At 39.3% G+C, this 15,107-nt stretch carries 10 protein-coding genes; 7 read left to right on the forward strand and 3 right to left on the reverse strand.

All coding sequences use genetic code 11. The features are described from left to right. Positions 1-51: 51 nt before the first annotated feature. The 3 genes from EL17_RS15805 to EL17_RS15815 all read right to left on the reverse strand — a co-directional run bounded on the left by EL17_RS15805 (position 52) and on the right by EL17_RS15815 (position 5,705). The gene (locus tag EL17_RS15805) at positions 52-3,228 is read right to left on the reverse strand and encodes an efflux RND transporter permease subunit (RefSeq protein WP_035076153.1); all 3,177 of its coding nucleotides are present in this window, start codon (positions 3,226-3,228) and stop codon (positions 52-54) included. Continuing rightward, positions 3,225-4,280, reverse strand: coding sequence for an efflux RND transporter periplasmic adaptor subunit (locus EL17_RS15810; protein ID WP_205623565.1), 1,056 nt, complete (start codon positions 4,278-4,280; stop codon positions 3,225-3,227). Before EL17_RS15810 ends, EL17_RS15805 begins: the two co-directional genes overlap by 4 nt. A gap of 81 nt (positions 4,281-4,361) precedes the next feature. Further along, complete coding sequence (locus tag EL17_RS15815) at positions 4,362-5,705, reverse strand: TolC family protein (RefSeq protein WP_035076156.1); 1,344 nt, start codon at positions 5,703-5,705, stop codon at positions 4,362-4,364. Between the two features lie 295 nt (positions 5,706-6,000). On the opposite strand from EL17_RS15815, the gene EL17_RS15820 reads away from it, so the two are divergent. The 7 genes from EL17_RS15820 (at position 6,001) to EL17_RS15850 (ending at position 14,973) form a co-directional block, all read left to right on the forward strand. Then, the gene (locus EL17_RS15820) at positions 6,001-6,381 is read left to right on the forward strand and encodes a hypothetical protein (RefSeq protein WP_051720039.1); all 381 of its coding nucleotides are present in this window, start codon (positions 6,001-6,003) and stop codon (positions 6,379-6,381) included. 171 nt (positions 6,382-6,552) lie between these two features. Beyond that, on the forward strand, positions 6,553-7,623 hold the full coding sequence (locus EL17_RS15825; protein ID WP_035076158.1) for a zinc-binding metallopeptidase family protein: 1,071 nt from the start codon (positions 6,553-6,555) through the stop codon (positions 7,621-7,623). A 44-nt stretch (positions 7,624-7,667) separates the two neighbouring features. Next, positions 7,668-8,165: a VOC family protein gene (locus tag EL17_RS15830; RefSeq protein WP_035076161.1), complete on the forward strand. Its 498-nt coding sequence runs from the start codon at positions 7,668-7,670 to the stop codon at positions 8,163-8,165. A gap of 39 nt (positions 8,166-8,204) precedes the next feature. Continuing rightward, positions 8,205-8,645, forward strand: coding sequence for a DUF1810 domain-containing protein (locus tag EL17_RS15835; protein WP_035076162.1), 441 nt, complete (start codon positions 8,205-8,207; stop codon positions 8,643-8,645). Positions 8,646-8,873: 228 nt separating this feature from the next. Further along, positions 8,874-9,638, forward strand: a complete 765-nt coding sequence (locus EL17_RS15840; protein ID WP_164675116.1) for a class I SAM-dependent methyltransferase — start codon at positions 8,874-8,876, stop codon at positions 9,636-9,638. A 243-nt stretch (positions 9,639-9,881) separates the two neighbouring features. Continuing rightward, the gene (locus tag EL17_RS15845) at positions 9,882-10,511 is read left to right on the forward strand and encodes a flavin reductase family protein (protein WP_035076164.1); all 630 of its coding nucleotides are present in this window, start codon (positions 9,882-9,884) and stop codon (positions 10,509-10,511) included. Between the two features lie 337 nt (positions 10,512-10,848). Then, positions 10,849-14,973, forward strand: a complete 4,125-nt coding sequence (locus EL17_RS15850) for a hybrid sensor histidine kinase/response regulator transcription factor (protein ID WP_035076166.1) — start codon at positions 10,849-10,851, stop codon at positions 14,971-14,973. Positions 14,974-15,107 lie beyond the last annotated feature (134 nt).

Below are 15,107 nucleotides of genomic sequence, written 5' to 3' on the forward strand. Positions count from 1 at the left end.
ATTTGGATGGATATCAATTCAAAAAGAGGAAGTACATTACCTTTTGCAATATTACCCATCATTTGACTTGCCTTCATTGGCTTTAATTTTCAAAGCCTCCAATTCTTCTTTACTATATGCCCTCCTTGAAATAAGCACAAATAATACGGGAACCAAAAATATGACCAAACAGGTGACACCTATCATTCCCCCCAACACCGTGACTCCGATCGTCTGCCTAGCCAAAGCGCCCGCTCCAGAAGCAAAAGCCAATGGTAAAACCCCCAGCATAAAGGTCATAGAGGTCATAATAATAGGCCTAAGCCTTAACCTGGCCGCCTCCTTGGCTGCCTTTTTGATCGGCATTCCATTATCTACCCTTTCTTTAGCAAACTCTACTATGAGTATGCTGTCTTTGGCAGCTAATCCTACCATCACCAAAAGTCCTATCTGGGCATACACGTTATTTTCAAGTTGCGGAAATAATAAAAGGGCAACAATGGAACCGAAGACTCCAGTAGGCACTGCTAATAAAACAGAAAAAGGCACTGACCAGCTTTCATATAGAGCGGTAAGGCATAAAAACACAAAAACGATGGACAACCCAAATATTAGATAAATTTCCCCAGAAGAACGCACCTCCTCCCTGGATAAACCTGCAAATTCATATCCATAGCCTGCAGGAAGAATTTCATCAGCCAGATCTTGGAGTGCGGCTATTGATTCCCCTGAACTGGATCCCTCCGCAGCCTCACCGCTTACCGTAGCAGATCTGAAAAGATTAAAATGATAGATCAAAGGCGCCGTTTCTATCAATTCCACTTCTGAAAGACTACTTAATGGAGTGAGACCTCCCTGTGGGTTTCTCAGAAAAAATTGGTTTATTCGTTCCGGACTCTCCCTATAAGTGCTGTCTGCCTGTACCATTACCCTAAAACTCCTTCCGTACAGTACAAAATCATTTACATAAAAACTACCCAGTAAAATCTGAAGTGTCCTATAAGCTTCAGATATGTTAAGACCCTGGCGTGAGGTCCTCTCTCTATCCAGGTTAAATTTATAAGCGGGTGTAGATGCACTGAAGAAACTAAAAGCATTGCCAATATTTTCATGCTGATTGGCCTCTTTTACAAAAGCCTGCAGATTTTCTTCAAAATCCTGAATATCGCCTCCACTCTGCAGCTCCTGTAGTATAAATGTAAAGCCGGATACGCTGCCCAGTCCCGGTAATGCAGGCGGAGCAATGATGACCACTTCCGCTTCAGGCAATTCTTCAGCCAGTATCTTTTCTAAACGATCCCGGACAGAAAACGCATCCTGACCGTCCCCTCCACGCTCTTCCCAAGGCTTGAGCTGGGTAAATACCGTACCACTATTGGATTTGGTAGCAAAATTCACCGCATTCAATCCCGTCACTGCTGAGAAATGCCCAACCTCTTCCTGATCTTCCAATATGGCCATCAATTTATGTATGGTCTCTAAACTCCTGGCGGTAGATGCTCCCTCAGGGAGCTCATAAGTAACAAATAATCTTCCCTCATCTTCTGTGGGTACAAAACCGGAAGGCTTTAACTGAAAAAGAAAAAAACTTACTACGCATAAAAGCACCAGGCCGATCACAAAATATAATGGATGCCCAAAACTCCATTTGACTTTTTTGATATACTTCTCGGTCATCCTATCAAACCAGCCATTAAACTTATAAAAGAGCTTATTCAGTCCCTTGGATTTTTCATTTACTTCTGTAGGCTTAAGCAGCAGAGCGCAAAGAGCGGGCGTAAGGGAAAGGGCCACAAATCCGGAGATTAATCCGGATACGGCTATGGCCATAGCAAACTGCTGGTAAAGTCTACCCATAATCCCTGGTATAAAGCCCACCGGTACAAAAACTGCTGCAGTAATGAGCGACATGGCAATGACCGGTCCGGAAATCTCCCTCATGGCCTTCACTACAGCTTCTTTGGCTTTGATATTTTCCTTTTGCATGATCGCCATGGTAGCTTCTACCACTACGATAGCATCATCCACCACTATGCCTATGGCCAGCACAAACCCAAAAAGTGTCAATGTATTGATCGTAAATCCCAATGGCACGAATACAGCAAAGGTCCCTACTATAGATACTGGGATGATGAGTATGGGGATAAGGGCTGCTCTCCAATTTTGAAGAAAAAAGAATACCACCACAGATACCAGCGCCAAAGCTATAAATAAGGTTTTGATCACTTCTCCAATGGAGTTCTCCACGACAGAAACCGATTCAAAAGGGATAACATACTCTAAGTCAGTAGGGAAATTCTGAGCTAACCTGTCCATCGTCTCACGGATACCCGTATCGGTATCCAATATATTACTGCCCGGAGTTTGATAGACGATAAGATAAGCAGCAGGATGACCATCCGTAAAATTATTCTGGGCATAATCAAACCTCCCCAGCTCTACCCTTGCTACATCTCGGAGATATACCAGGGCATTGCTCTGATCATCCGCCTTTAGGATTACCTGCTCAAACTCCTCTACTGTCTCAAGCCTTCCGTCAGTAAACAGGCTATATTCAAATGCCTGATAACCAGCCTGAGGAGGAGCTCCTACCCTACCTGCGGCCACCTGTATGTTCTGATCTGCCAATGCAGATACCACCTCACTGGCGGTTATGCCCAATTGGGCCAGTCTATCCGGCTTTAGCCATATCCTCATGCTGAAGTCTTCCGCTCTCGCAAATATGTCCCCTACTCCTTCCACCCTAAGTAATTCATCCTTGACGAATATATTCGTGTAATTACTCAAAAAATCTATTCCATGGGTTCCTTCAGGGGAAATTAAGGATACTATCATCAATAGGCTGGGATCTCTTTTCCTAATGGTTATCCCCAATCTTCTGACCTCTTCAGGTAATAACGGCTCAGCCACACTGATACGGTTCTGCACCTCCACGGCCGCTACATCTATATCAGTACCTATTTCAAACGTTATGTTGATGGTCATACTTCCTTCACTGCTGGATGTACTTTCCATATAGTCCATGCCTGGGGTACCATTGATCTCTCTCTCTAGAATGGTAGTAACTGTCTGCTCAATGGTCTCTGCATCAGCACCTGTATACATTGCGCTGACCTGAATCACAGGAGGAGTGATCTGGGGATATTGACTGACCGGCAGATCCACTATCGCCAATATGCCAAGCAAAAGAATAAAGATAGATACGACGATAGCACTATTAGGCCTTTTTATAAAAGTTTCTGCTATCATCTCAACTTCGTTTTTTCAGCGTTTACAGGATCTCCATCACTTATTCTTTGTACACCTTTTACTATTACTTGTTGTCCTTCTTCTAGTCCTTCCAGTATGACCGTTCTGTCTCTGATGTTTCTTCCGGTATTTACCTTGACCCCTTTGGCTTTATTATCTTCTACTATAAAAACAGAGAATTCTCCCATCTGCTCTATCACCGCCGCTTGGGGTATGGTCAGTACCTCCTCAGGCAGATCGTCTTTTACCGTAAGATTTGCACTTAGTCCTGGCCTGAGTAAATTGTCAGGGTTATCAAACCTTAACCTGATCTGTATAGTACCGGTATTCCTATCCACCGCCCTGTCTATAATATCTATCTGCCCGCCATATGGGTACATCTCCCCGTCCGGTAATCTCAGCAAAAATATGGAATCCCTTTCCGCAGTAGGACTTTCCTGTAACTGAATAAATTTCCTTAAATACCTTTCTTCTGGGTAAAAATCCACACCTATGGGATCATCTTTAGAAATAGTATTCAGAAGTGTCTCTCCGGGGCTTACCAAAGACCCCTGCCTCACCTGGGAAAAACCTACAGTCCCATCTAGTGGGGCATGAATACTGGCATACCTGAGATCTATTAATGCATTTTCCAAATTGGATCTTGCTGACCTTACTTCTTGTTCGGCCGTTCTGAGAGCCGTAACAGCATCATCATAAATCTGTATCGCAATGGCATCCTCTGCCATTAAGGCCTCATACCGCTGTACATCCCTTTTTATCCTTTCAAAATTTGCTTCTGCTATGGACAATGACGAAGCGGCCTGTTCTCTCCTAGCTTCATATCGAGTTTGATCTATGGTGTACATCAACTGGCCTTTTTTCACCTTTTGCCCTTCTTTTACATGGACCCCTGTGACATATCCTACTACATCTGCTCTTAGGTCTATTTCTTCCAAAGCTATAACCGTAGCTGGATACTGCTGGGTAAACCTAACCTCTTCACTGATTACTTCTACAGTGGTTACCCTGGTAGGCAGCTCCTCTTCCTCTTCTTCAGCACAGCTGCTCATACATATCATCCCTATCAGGAAAATATTTCTAAATGTTATCCTAAGTTTCAAGCCTGTATACTTAATATTGCCCCCCATTGATTAATAAATATCGACTTCTAATTGCCCTCTTGCCTTCAATAAGTCCAGTTTACTGCCCATTAATCTAAACACAGCATTATAGTAGTTGATCCTGGATGTTCTCAAATCTGTCTCAGCCTGGATTACTTCCAGAAAATTTTTAATACCAGCCTCATATTGAAGACTTACCGTATTATATATTTCTTCTGCTAACTGATTATTCCCTTCCAAAATATACATCTGGTATAAATTGGATTTATAATTGCTCAGTGCTTCTTGGTGTTCTCTTTGTAGCTGTAACGAAAGATTGTCCTGAGCCAGCTCCAGCTGCCTTAGCTCCAGGTTAGCCACTCTAATATCATGGTTTCTTTTACCTCCCTGAAATATAGGGAAGCTCAACCTTAATCCGGCCAGAGAATTGGGATATGCTCTGTCAAATAACTGGTCCCCAAAGGGAGACTGATAGATGATATTATAGTTGAGAAATGCACTTAGCTGGGGGATATAGGTTCTCTTAAAAAAACTAACATTCATATCCTGCAGAGACTGCTGAAGCTGGATCTGGTGGATTTCCGGACGCTGGGAGATGTCCACTCCCTCTAAAGTATCCACCATAGCACCTGATATCATTCCTTCCAGATCATAAGCCAAGGTGATGGGCTCATCTATTCCCAGCCCGCTCAACTCCCTAAGCAATGCCATCCTTACTTCAAATGTTTCCCTGGACTGGTATAGGGAGGAACGGGTGTTTTGAAGTGTAATAGTGGCACGTTTATAATCTATATTGTCCGTAATGCCTGCTTCATAAAGTGATCTGGCATCCCTCAGCTGCCTCTCTTGCCGCTGTAGATCTTCCTCTGTGATCCTGATCTGTTCTTGGCTGAGCAATACTTCATAAAAAGCTTTACTTACCTCTATTTTAAAATCTATTAAAAAAATTTTCAGCTGCTGATCTGTTTCTCTTCTTCTCAGGTTGGCCTGATCTTTTGCCAGAATCAGCTGATTATTAAAAATAGGCTGATCTAGAAAAAAATTTAAATTAGAATTATACGGCACCCCGGTTCTTACCTCCTGAAACTGCCCAGATGTCGGATTATTAAAATCCGGAAAGATAGCTACCGGCTGTTCAAAATACCGAAAATAATCACCGTCTAAACCAATCTGCGGTAACCATCCTGATAAATCTGACCTTACACGTGCATCTGTAAGGTCCTTCTCTAATAAAGTTTGTTTTAAAAGAGGCTGATTATTATAACTAAACTTCAAGATTTCCTCTAAAGTATATTCAACCGTCTGAGCCCTTGCCATTGGCATACCGATACCCCATATAATCAAACTTAAAAAGACAATAAAGCTTTTATACATAAAGAATATTCAGTTCCAGTCTATAATTTAAAAAAAAGATGCGTCCTGTTCAAAAACTCTCTGCCCTTTTATTTGTTTCAACTTTTTATTTAAATTACCCTTAATCATTGATGATCACACCAGCCAAACCTTACTTTGGTGCCAACTAAATTTTCTGACAATCAAATATCTATAGGCCTTAAAATAGTATAAGCTTACTATTTTAAATTTAAACTATAATAAGCGCTTTAATAGCTAGGTAAAATAAATCTATTTCTTTAATTTTCTCCTGATTAAACTTACCAACTAATAATATATGAAAAAAATATCCATTATCACCTGTCTGTTATTATTCACGGCAGGATTTGCCAGTGCTCAGAATGAATTAAACATTACCGGAAAAGTAACTGTACATGAAACAGATAATGACGGCAAGCATTTCAGCTATGTCATCGTCAATGAGGGGGAGGAGACCATAGAAGGAGGCACTTATAGAGTTTACTTAAAAGTAAATAAAAAATACATCAGTTTCGATCGCAACACCTCCGACTTGGAGCCTGGCAAAGCTGTCCGTTATGAAAGTAATAGGGTATACCACAAAGATCCCAAAACAGATGAATTAAAATATACTCTGGAACTGACCCAAAAAAAACCGAAAAACCGAAAAAAACTTGAAGAAGGCACTATAAGTCTTTAATATACTAGAACACCAGGGCAGTTAAAGCGATGACTGCCCTTTTGCATTCCCCCCGTAGATAGCTACTTATGTATCCATGGGCATAGTAGTGAAAATCATAGAATTTGCCTTTCCCCTATATTCATTTGACATATATACGGGAAATCAAACAGCCATCAATCCAACATTCCCATGCAGCTTTTTAAATGCGATCATTGCGACCAACCGGTCTATTTTGATAATACCTTCTGCAGTTATTGTCAAAATCTGCTAGGTTTTGACGGTATATCATTATCTATGATTTCATTGCACAAAAACAATGACGGGACCATGACAGCTGCCGGATCAGGGATTAATTATCATTATTGTATTAACCATAAACATGATGTCTGTAACTGGATCATACCTGATAGTGATCCGGCGACCATCTGTATCGCGTGTGCTCCAAACAGGACGGTGCCTAATACCTCCATCCCAGAACATTTGGATAGGTGGAAAACCATCGAACAAGCCAAACATAGACTCATGTACGCGCTGCTAAAATGGAGTCTCCCAGTAAAAAGTAAGATATTGGATCCTGACAACGGACTGGCCTTTGACTTCAAATCTGATGAATACCTTCCTGAAGGGCAGAGGGTAATGACTGGACATGCCAGTGGTCTAATTACCATGAATATAGCGGAAGCCGATGATGTAGAACGGGAAATGGCCAAAAAAAACATGGACGAAGTCTATAGGACGGTACTGGGACATTTTAGGCATGAAATAGGCCATTATTATTGGGATCTACTCATATCAGGATCAGAATTTTTAGGAGAATTCCGCGAGTTATATGGAGACGAAGGATATAGCTACCAGGAAGCCCTCGACCGTTATTATAATAATGGGGCACCCGAAGACTGGCGTGAACACTATATCAGTGCCTATGCGACCATGCACCCCTGGGAAAGCTGGGCAGAGACATGGGCACATTATATGCATATCACCGATACTCTTGAAACTGCTTATTCTTATGGATTGACCATAGCCCCTACAGTGGCGCCAGTAAATGCCGGTCTCGCAGCACAAATAGATGTAAATGCATATAATTGTGATGATTTTGATAAAATCTATGAAAAATGGCTGCCTCTGTCCATTATGATGAACAGCTTAAACCGTTCGATGGGGGCTCAGGACCTCTACCCATTTATCATCAATCCTTCCGTTAAAGAGAAATTAAGATTTATTCATAAGGTCATCCATTCACAAAAAAACAAACATTGACAGCTGTATCCAGTTTTTAGATAAAAACAAAGGTTCCATTTTGCATGAACGATCTCCCATATAACATCCCTGCTCAGACGCGTATAGGCCACATACATCTAAAGGTATCGGACCTGCAGCGATCAATTGATTTTTATTGTGGGCTGTTGGGATTTGAAATCACTCAAAAATATGGCAATGATGCTGCATTTATTTCTGCCGGAGGGTATCACCACCATATCGGACTCAATGTGTGGTTTAGCAAAGGAAGCAGTCCTGCCCCCGAGCGGGCTCCAGGGCTCTTTCACACTGCTATTCTGTATCCTGCCCGAAAAGATTTAGCTGAAATATATCTCAGGATACAAAAAGCAGGATATCCCTTTACAGGCGCAGCTGATCATGGCGTCTCCGAAGCGCTATATTTAAATGATCCTGATGATAACGGGGTGGAGTTATATTGGGATAGGCCTATAGAGCAATGGCCTAAAAACAGTGAAGGAACCCTACATATGTATACCCGCCGGTTAGATATGGAGGATTTACTATCAGAGCTGAATATATAAAATTTTATCGTCTTCTCCGCAATAAATTAAATCCTAAAGATGAACAGTGCACCCAACATGGACAGATTTATAAAAGCTCAGCAAAACATCTATGCCCAAGTGGTAACTGAGCTGAAAGCAGGCAAAAAAAGAACGCATTGGATGTGGTTTATTTTTCCTCAGATCCAAGGATTGGGTTCCAGCCCTATGGCTGTAAAATATGGACTGAACGGAATAGAAGAAGCAATGGCCTATTATGCCCATCCTATATTAGGTGTCCGCTTAAAAGAGTGTACGCAAATACTCCTCTCATTAGAAAATCCAGATGTTGATGCTATTTTCGGATATCCTGACCATCTAAAGCTAAAATCTTCCCTAACACTTTTCTCAATTATCGCCGAGGACTCTGTATTTAACACGGCCATCAGCCGTTTGTTCCAAGGGCAAAAAGATGAACTTACACTTCGTCTCATCAATGGTGAAAATCCACATAAAAGGTAAAGCTACCATATCATCCTAGACTCCTAAAAATCCCAAAAAAGTAACAGGGATAAGCTTTACATAATCTATAACATTTTGCAGTCAGCCAAGCCGCTTGACCAAGGTGATTTTCGTTTACCCATCCGATATCAGCATTAATTTATAACCATCCTACTGAACAAATATGCATGTATACCTTTTAATAATATAGAAAAGGGTAATAACGGCATAATTAAAGATATAGTTTAAATGAATGATTTAGAAAAATATTTTAGAAATAACGAAGACAGACTGATCCACAAGTGGATACATTTTTTTGATGTATATGACAGACATTTTTCTAGATTTAGAGATCAGGAAATTACTATATTGGAAATAGGGGTATCTCAAGGCGGAAGCCTTCAAATGTGGAAAAATTACTTTGGCCCAAAAGCTAAAATCTATGGAATAGATATAAATCCTCAATGTAAACAGTTAGAAGAGAAGAACATAGAAATATTTATAGGCTCCCAGGCTGATAGGGATTTTTTAAAGAATGTGAAAGCCCAAATTCCCCATGTGGATATTCTTATCGATGATGGAGGACATACTATGGAGCAGCAGATAGTCACCTACGAAGAAATGTTTGACCATGTAAAAGATAATGGAGTCTACCTGGCTGAGGACCTTCACACTTCCTATTGGCTAAAGTTCGGAGGCGGATACCAAAGAAAAGGTACTTTTATAGAATACAGCAAAAAATTCATAGATTATCTAAATGCCCATCATTCTGAACAAAAAACATTAAAAGTAAACCATTTTACCAATTCGGTCGACTCCATTCACTACTATGACAGCATATTGGTTTTGGAGAAAAAGAAACGGGAGGCACCCTATCATTTGCAGACAGGAACGGCAAGTTTTCCTTTGAAAAAGGAAAAAAGAAACCTATTAAGAAAAACTAAAGATCTGGCCATAACGGTGGTCAATAAAGGGCTACGCTTATTTAATTTCAAAAGTTTTATTTGGAAATAAACTCCCCCTGATGTAAACCCGGACTTGCTTATTTCTTAATGGCAGGTAAAAAGCCAATGATTTACAGGAGTATAAACTGGCCACTGGTGATTTTATACTGTATTGAAACGAGCGTATTTCTCATATGTGACTATTGATACCTTACTGCATCCGTTGGTCATTATATTTTCATCTGTCTTCTTTTTAAACAAATAGTGTTTTTTTAAGTTTTCCCAAACAGCAAAAATCTTAAAGAATGCACACATGCACCTCAACAAAACAAATATCCTCGAAACGGAAAAAATAAAAAGAATTAACCTTATCAATTCCATATCCGGAATTAAACCAGCCAATTTGATCGGTACTGCGTCCAAAGATAAAAACAGTAATCTGGCTATATTCAGTTCTGTGATCCATCTGGGAAGTGATCCAGCACTTTTGGGATTTATACTACGGCCTAAAGACGAGGTGCCGAGGCATACCTATGAAAACATTTTAGAGACGGAACATTATACGATCAATCAAGTAAATAAGTCCATCTCCAAACAGGCGCATTATACCGCCGCTAAATTTGACAGAGGAGTTTCTGAATTCGAACAGTGCAAACTGACAGAAGAATATTGTTATGGTTTTCATGCGCCATTTGTAAAAGAAAGCTTACTCAAAATCGGAATGAAATACCTAGAGAGTATTCCTATCAAAAGAAACGGCACTACACTGGTCATAGGAGAAATCCAGCATCTGATTATAGCCGATCAGGCCATAAATGATGAAGGATATATAGATTATCAAATGTTAAATTCTTCAGGCATAGTGGGGCTAAACAGCTATTATACCCTAAATAAAAGTGAAGATTACCCTTACCCTCGTCCATCCGAATTACCTGACTTTTAAAGGTTCTTTATTAAAACAAAGCTTATAACAAAAAAGTAAGAACCATCATTTTCGATGGCATATTTTTTAAATCCCTTTATTTCTGGTCATGTTAAGTATCGGAAAGACATTAGCGTAGGTTGTGGCCTATGAACGTATTCAATTCTTCATTTTTATTTTTATGAATGAATAGGCTGATCTGTTATGATATTTTTCATCCTAAGGATCAAGAGCTTTTTTAGGTTCCTATTGCTTAAAAAAGCCATCTTTTAGCACTCCAAAACAAAAATAAATTCCCGGCTGCATATAGGGCTTTCTTCATTAATATATTTATCTTGGTCCCCCCAACATACCCTAGATGTATACCCACAAGTCCATATTACTCATACTATTAAGCCTTATTTATATAGAGGTAACAGCACAATCTTCCACTAATGGATATCTATTCAAAAAACTTGATGAAAACAAGGGCCTATCCAATAGCATCGTCCAGACAATCATTAAAGATCAGAATGGTTTCATGTGGTTTGGTACTGCCAATGGCCTTAACCGGTTTGATGGCAACAGGATCAGGACATTTTACAGTGATATCAGTGACACCACATTTTTGAGCAACAGCTCTATAGCCAAAATATATAATGGACCTGATAACAACCTTTGGGTGAAAAATGTCGATGGCATCTTTAATGTCTATATAGCTGACAAAGAAATATTCGACAGGGATATCACCACATTTGCAGACATGTATTCCTTAAAAAGTGAACAGGTAAATGTAGTAATTCAGGATGAATCAAACCGGTATTGGTTTGGCCATCCCTATGAAGGAATATCTGTTTATGATCCTATTAAGAAAAAAACCACTTATTTGACCCATAACTCAAGGGAGCAGCACACGTTATCTTTCAACCATGTGTCTTTCATAGCACCTGGAATCAATCATGAAATATGGGTGTCTTATCAGAATGGTGCGGTAGATGTATTGGATGCCAAAACGCTCAAAAAACTTAGAAATTATAAAACAGAAGATATACTGGATGTGGGCCTAAGTTATGAGTCCGAAATATATGTGGATTCAGAAGGTGACGCTTGGATGTACTTCCCTGAAAACCCTTTTGGTATCATTCATATAAATTCCATTTCACATAAGCTGACTCAAATAGATGAAGACCACCCTGATTATCCTCTAAACAACAATCTCGTTAAAGGAATCGTAGAAAACAAAAAAGGAGAGATATGGGTAGGGACCGACCATGGGGGCCTGAATATTATAGACAAGTATAATAAAGATATAAAACATATCAAGCATGATCCTGATATCAATCAAAGCCTGTCCGCCAATTCAGTTTTTGCCTTATATAAAGATGATGAAGATATCATTTGGATAGGCACCCATAAAAGAGGTATAAATTATTATCATCAAGGTATCTTAAAATTTTCACATATCCGCAGAAACGCTATAGCAGATTCATCCTTACCATTTAATGACATCAATGCCTTTGCGGAAGATTCACTAGGCAATTTATTCTTGGGGACCAACGGGGGAGGATTGATCTACCACAACCGCAAAGATGGAACCTACCGGACTTATAAAAACAATCCAAATGACCCCAAAAGTTTGGCAGGCGATGTTATTGTAGATTTGCTGATAGACCATCAGGGGATTCTTTGGATCGGTACTTATATGAATGGGTTAAGCAGGTTCAATGGAGCATATTTCCACAATTACACGCACGACCCTCAAGACCCCGGAAGTCTATCGGATGTAAATGTCTGGAAACTATATGAAGATAGCAATAAAAGGCTTTGGGTGGGTACACTTCGCAAAGGCCTCAATCTTTTTGATAGAAAGCATGATCGCTTTATTCATTATCCAGTTTTAGGGGATGTATTTAGGTTAAACAACCAGTATATTTCATCATTTACGGAGGACAGAGACGGTAATCTTTGGATAGGAGGAGGGTATGGTATAGATGTGATTAATCTGGAGAACAACTATCACCATTATTATTCGGCCAATGATGGTAAATCCGGCCTTGTGGGTAATAATATTTCTGAACTTCTAACAGATAGTCAGGGTATCATTTGGGCCACCACTTCTCAGGCATTAAACTATTATGATACTATTCAGAAAAAATTCATAGCCTACAACCACAAAGATGGTCTTTCCACTGATTATTTGATTTCTATTTTGGAGGACGGTCAAAGTAATCTCTGGATAAGTACCCAAAAGGGGCTTACCTATGCCGCCATAGACAGACTTAGTGATCAATTTAAGATTAACTTCAAAAACTTTAATGAAAAAGATGGTCTCCAAGCAGCTTTTTTCAATAAAAACGCTGTCCTGAAAACGAAAAACGGTGATTTCATGTTTGGAGGCCCTAATGGATATAACCTGATAAATCCGCTCCACTTAACTTTTGACCAAAGAGAGGCAAAAGTTCTTTTCACTGAATTTCATCTTTTTAATAAACAGGTACCTATTGGATCCTTTATGGATGGTAGACAAATTTTAAAAAATTCCATAACGAATACCAAACACCTTAAACTAAAATATGATGAGAACATATTTTCTATAGACTTTTCTACTTTATATCTTGTCAAAGATGAAAAAATAAATTTTAGGTATCGGCTGGAAGGTTTTAATGAAAACTGGATAGTGCTATCCGAACCACCCTATAGGGTCACTTATACCAATCTAGATCCAGGTGCATACCGACTAGTGGTACAGGCGGCCAATAGTGACGGTAAATGGCCTGAGCAAAATTATGCTATCAACATCACCATAATGGCTCCATTCTGGCAAACACCATTAGCGTATTTTATATATTTCATCATCTTAGTAGCCGTAGTATTTATAGCAAGAAAACTCACTGTAAATAGAGAAAGAGAAAAATACAGAAGGCTTGAAGAAAGTAGAGAAACTAGAAGAATTAAAGAATTAGACAGATTAAAAACCAAGTTTTTCACTAATATCAGTCACGAGTTCCGTACTCCTCTAACATTAATTTTAGCTCCGATAGATAGATTATCAAAAAACAATAATTCGGAGGAAGATGCCCATCAATATCGCACCCTTCAAAAAAATGCCAGAAGGCTGCTCAACCTGGTTAACCAGCTTTTAGATATTAAAAACATCGAAAATGAAGGTTTGTTTTTTAACCCTATAGAAGGGGATATTATTTCATTTATAGAAGAATCGGTTTTTGCATTTTCAGAATTGTCCGAAAACAAACATATTAATTTAAATCTTGAAAGTGATTTGTCATTTCTTCACACCAAGTTTGATGCTGAGATGATCGAAAAAATCATTTTTAACCTTCTTTCCAATGCATTTAAATTTACTCCATCCTATGGATACATAACGGTACGCTGCCAATTTGAGGAAAAAGAAGAGGGTCGGGGCTTATTGAAAATCAGTTTTACAGATTCGGGGATAGGAATTCCCGAATCTGAACTTCCTAAAATTTTTGATAGGTTTTATACGTCTCACAGTGGTGATGAGATATTAAATGTAGGTAGTGGTATCGGTCTCTCTTTGGCATTGGAATTTGCTAGACTGCACGGTGGAGATATAATAGCAAAAAGTTCATTAGGCAAAGGAGCTGAATTTATAGTCTCTTTAGATCTGCCCTACCATTCAGAACAATTAGCATGGACCCATATAGATGATCAAACCGATGATTTTGCTATAGGAAAGGGAGCAAAAGGCAAAAACCCATTATTATTGCTAGTAGAAGACAATGAGGAATTTAGGCACTATTTAGCGGAATGCCTAAAAGAAAAATATAGCGTAGCTATGGCCAAAGATGGAAAAGAGGGCTTGGAAAAAGCACTGAAGCTCATTCCGGATTTAATCATATCTGATATGATGATGCCTCATATGAACGGGGTTTTGCTTTGTCAACATATCAAAAAGGATATCAAGACTTCTCATATTCCCGTGATCATTCTGACTGCAAGGAGCTCTGAAGAAAAACACTTGGAAGGTCTACATTCTGGATGCAACCTATACATCACCAAGCCTTTTAATCTGGACATATTGCTATCAAGTATAGACAATTTGCTTTCTGAAAGAGAACGTCTCCAAAGCCATTATCGGAAAATAATCACTGTGAATACCAGCGAACATGAAATAGAATCACTGGATGACCAATTGATCCAAAAGGCTGTTCAGGTAGTAGAAAACCATTTAGACAAGCCTGAATTCTCTGTAGAGCAAATGAGTAAAGAAATTGGTATAAGCAGAGGTCAGCTTTATAAAAAGATACATAGTTTGACAGGTAAAAGTCCAGTGGAATTTATCCGGCAGATCAGGTTACAAAGAGCCGCCCAGTTACTCGGTAAAAGTCAGTTAACTATAGCTGAAGTGGCCTATAAAGTAGGTTATAACAATGCAAAGTATTTTTCTAAACATTTTAAAGAATATTACGGAACACTTCCTTCCACTTATGCCTCTAAAAAATCAGAAGGTATGGAACTATAAGTAGCAGTTAGGCCATCTATTTTTTTGTATAGGGGATGATTTCACATTTGGTATCCCAATCGGAAACATTCAGAATACCTCCCAGTATAGCAAATAGCTTTTATTTGTTTTTTCAATAACAAACCCAAGATACC

This window comes from Anditalea andensis (assembly GCF_000714815.1).
GTDB lineage: Bacteria > Bacteroidota > Bacteroidia > Cytophagales > Cyclobacteriaceae > Anditalea > Anditalea andensis.

Excerpts from the sequence above, each read along its gene's own strand:
- EL17_RS15815 (WP_035076156.1), bottom strand. The coding sequence starts at position 5,705 with ATGTATAAAAGCTTTATTGTCTTTTTAAGTTTGATTATATGGGGTATC.
- EL17_RS15825 (WP_035076158.1), top strand. The coding sequence starts at position 6,553 with ATGCAGCTTTTTAAATGCGATCATTGCGACCAACCGGTCTATTTTGAT.
- EL17_RS15830 (WP_035076161.1), top strand. The coding sequence starts at position 7,668 with ATGAACGATCTCCCATATAACATCCCTGCTCAGACGCGTATAGGCCAC.
- EL17_RS15810 (WP_205623565.1), bottom strand. The coding sequence starts at position 4,280 with ATGAGCAGCTGTGCTGAAGAAGAGGAAGAGGAGCTGCCTACCAGGGTA.
- EL17_RS15840 (WP_164675116.1), top strand. The coding sequence starts at position 8,874 with ATGAATGATTTAGAAAAATATTTTAGAAATAACGAAGACAGACTGATC.
- EL17_RS15850 (WP_035076166.1), top strand. The coding sequence starts at position 10,849 with ATGTATACCCACAAGTCCATATTACTCATACTATTAAGCCTTATTTAT.
- EL17_RS15835 (WP_035076162.1), top strand. The coding sequence starts at position 8,205 with ATGAACAGTGCACCCAACATGGACAGATTTATAAAAGCTCAGCAAAAC.
- EL17_RS15805 (WP_035076153.1), bottom strand. The coding sequence starts at position 3,228 with ATGATAGCAGAAACTTTTATAAAAAGGCCTAATAGTGCTATCGTCGTA.
- EL17_RS15820 (WP_051720039.1), top strand. The coding sequence starts at position 6,001 with ATGAAAAAAATATCCATTATCACCTGTCTGTTATTATTCACGGCAGGA.
- EL17_RS15845 (WP_035076164.1), top strand. The coding sequence starts at position 9,882 with ATGCACCTCAACAAAACAAATATCCTCGAAACGGAAAAAATAAAAAGA.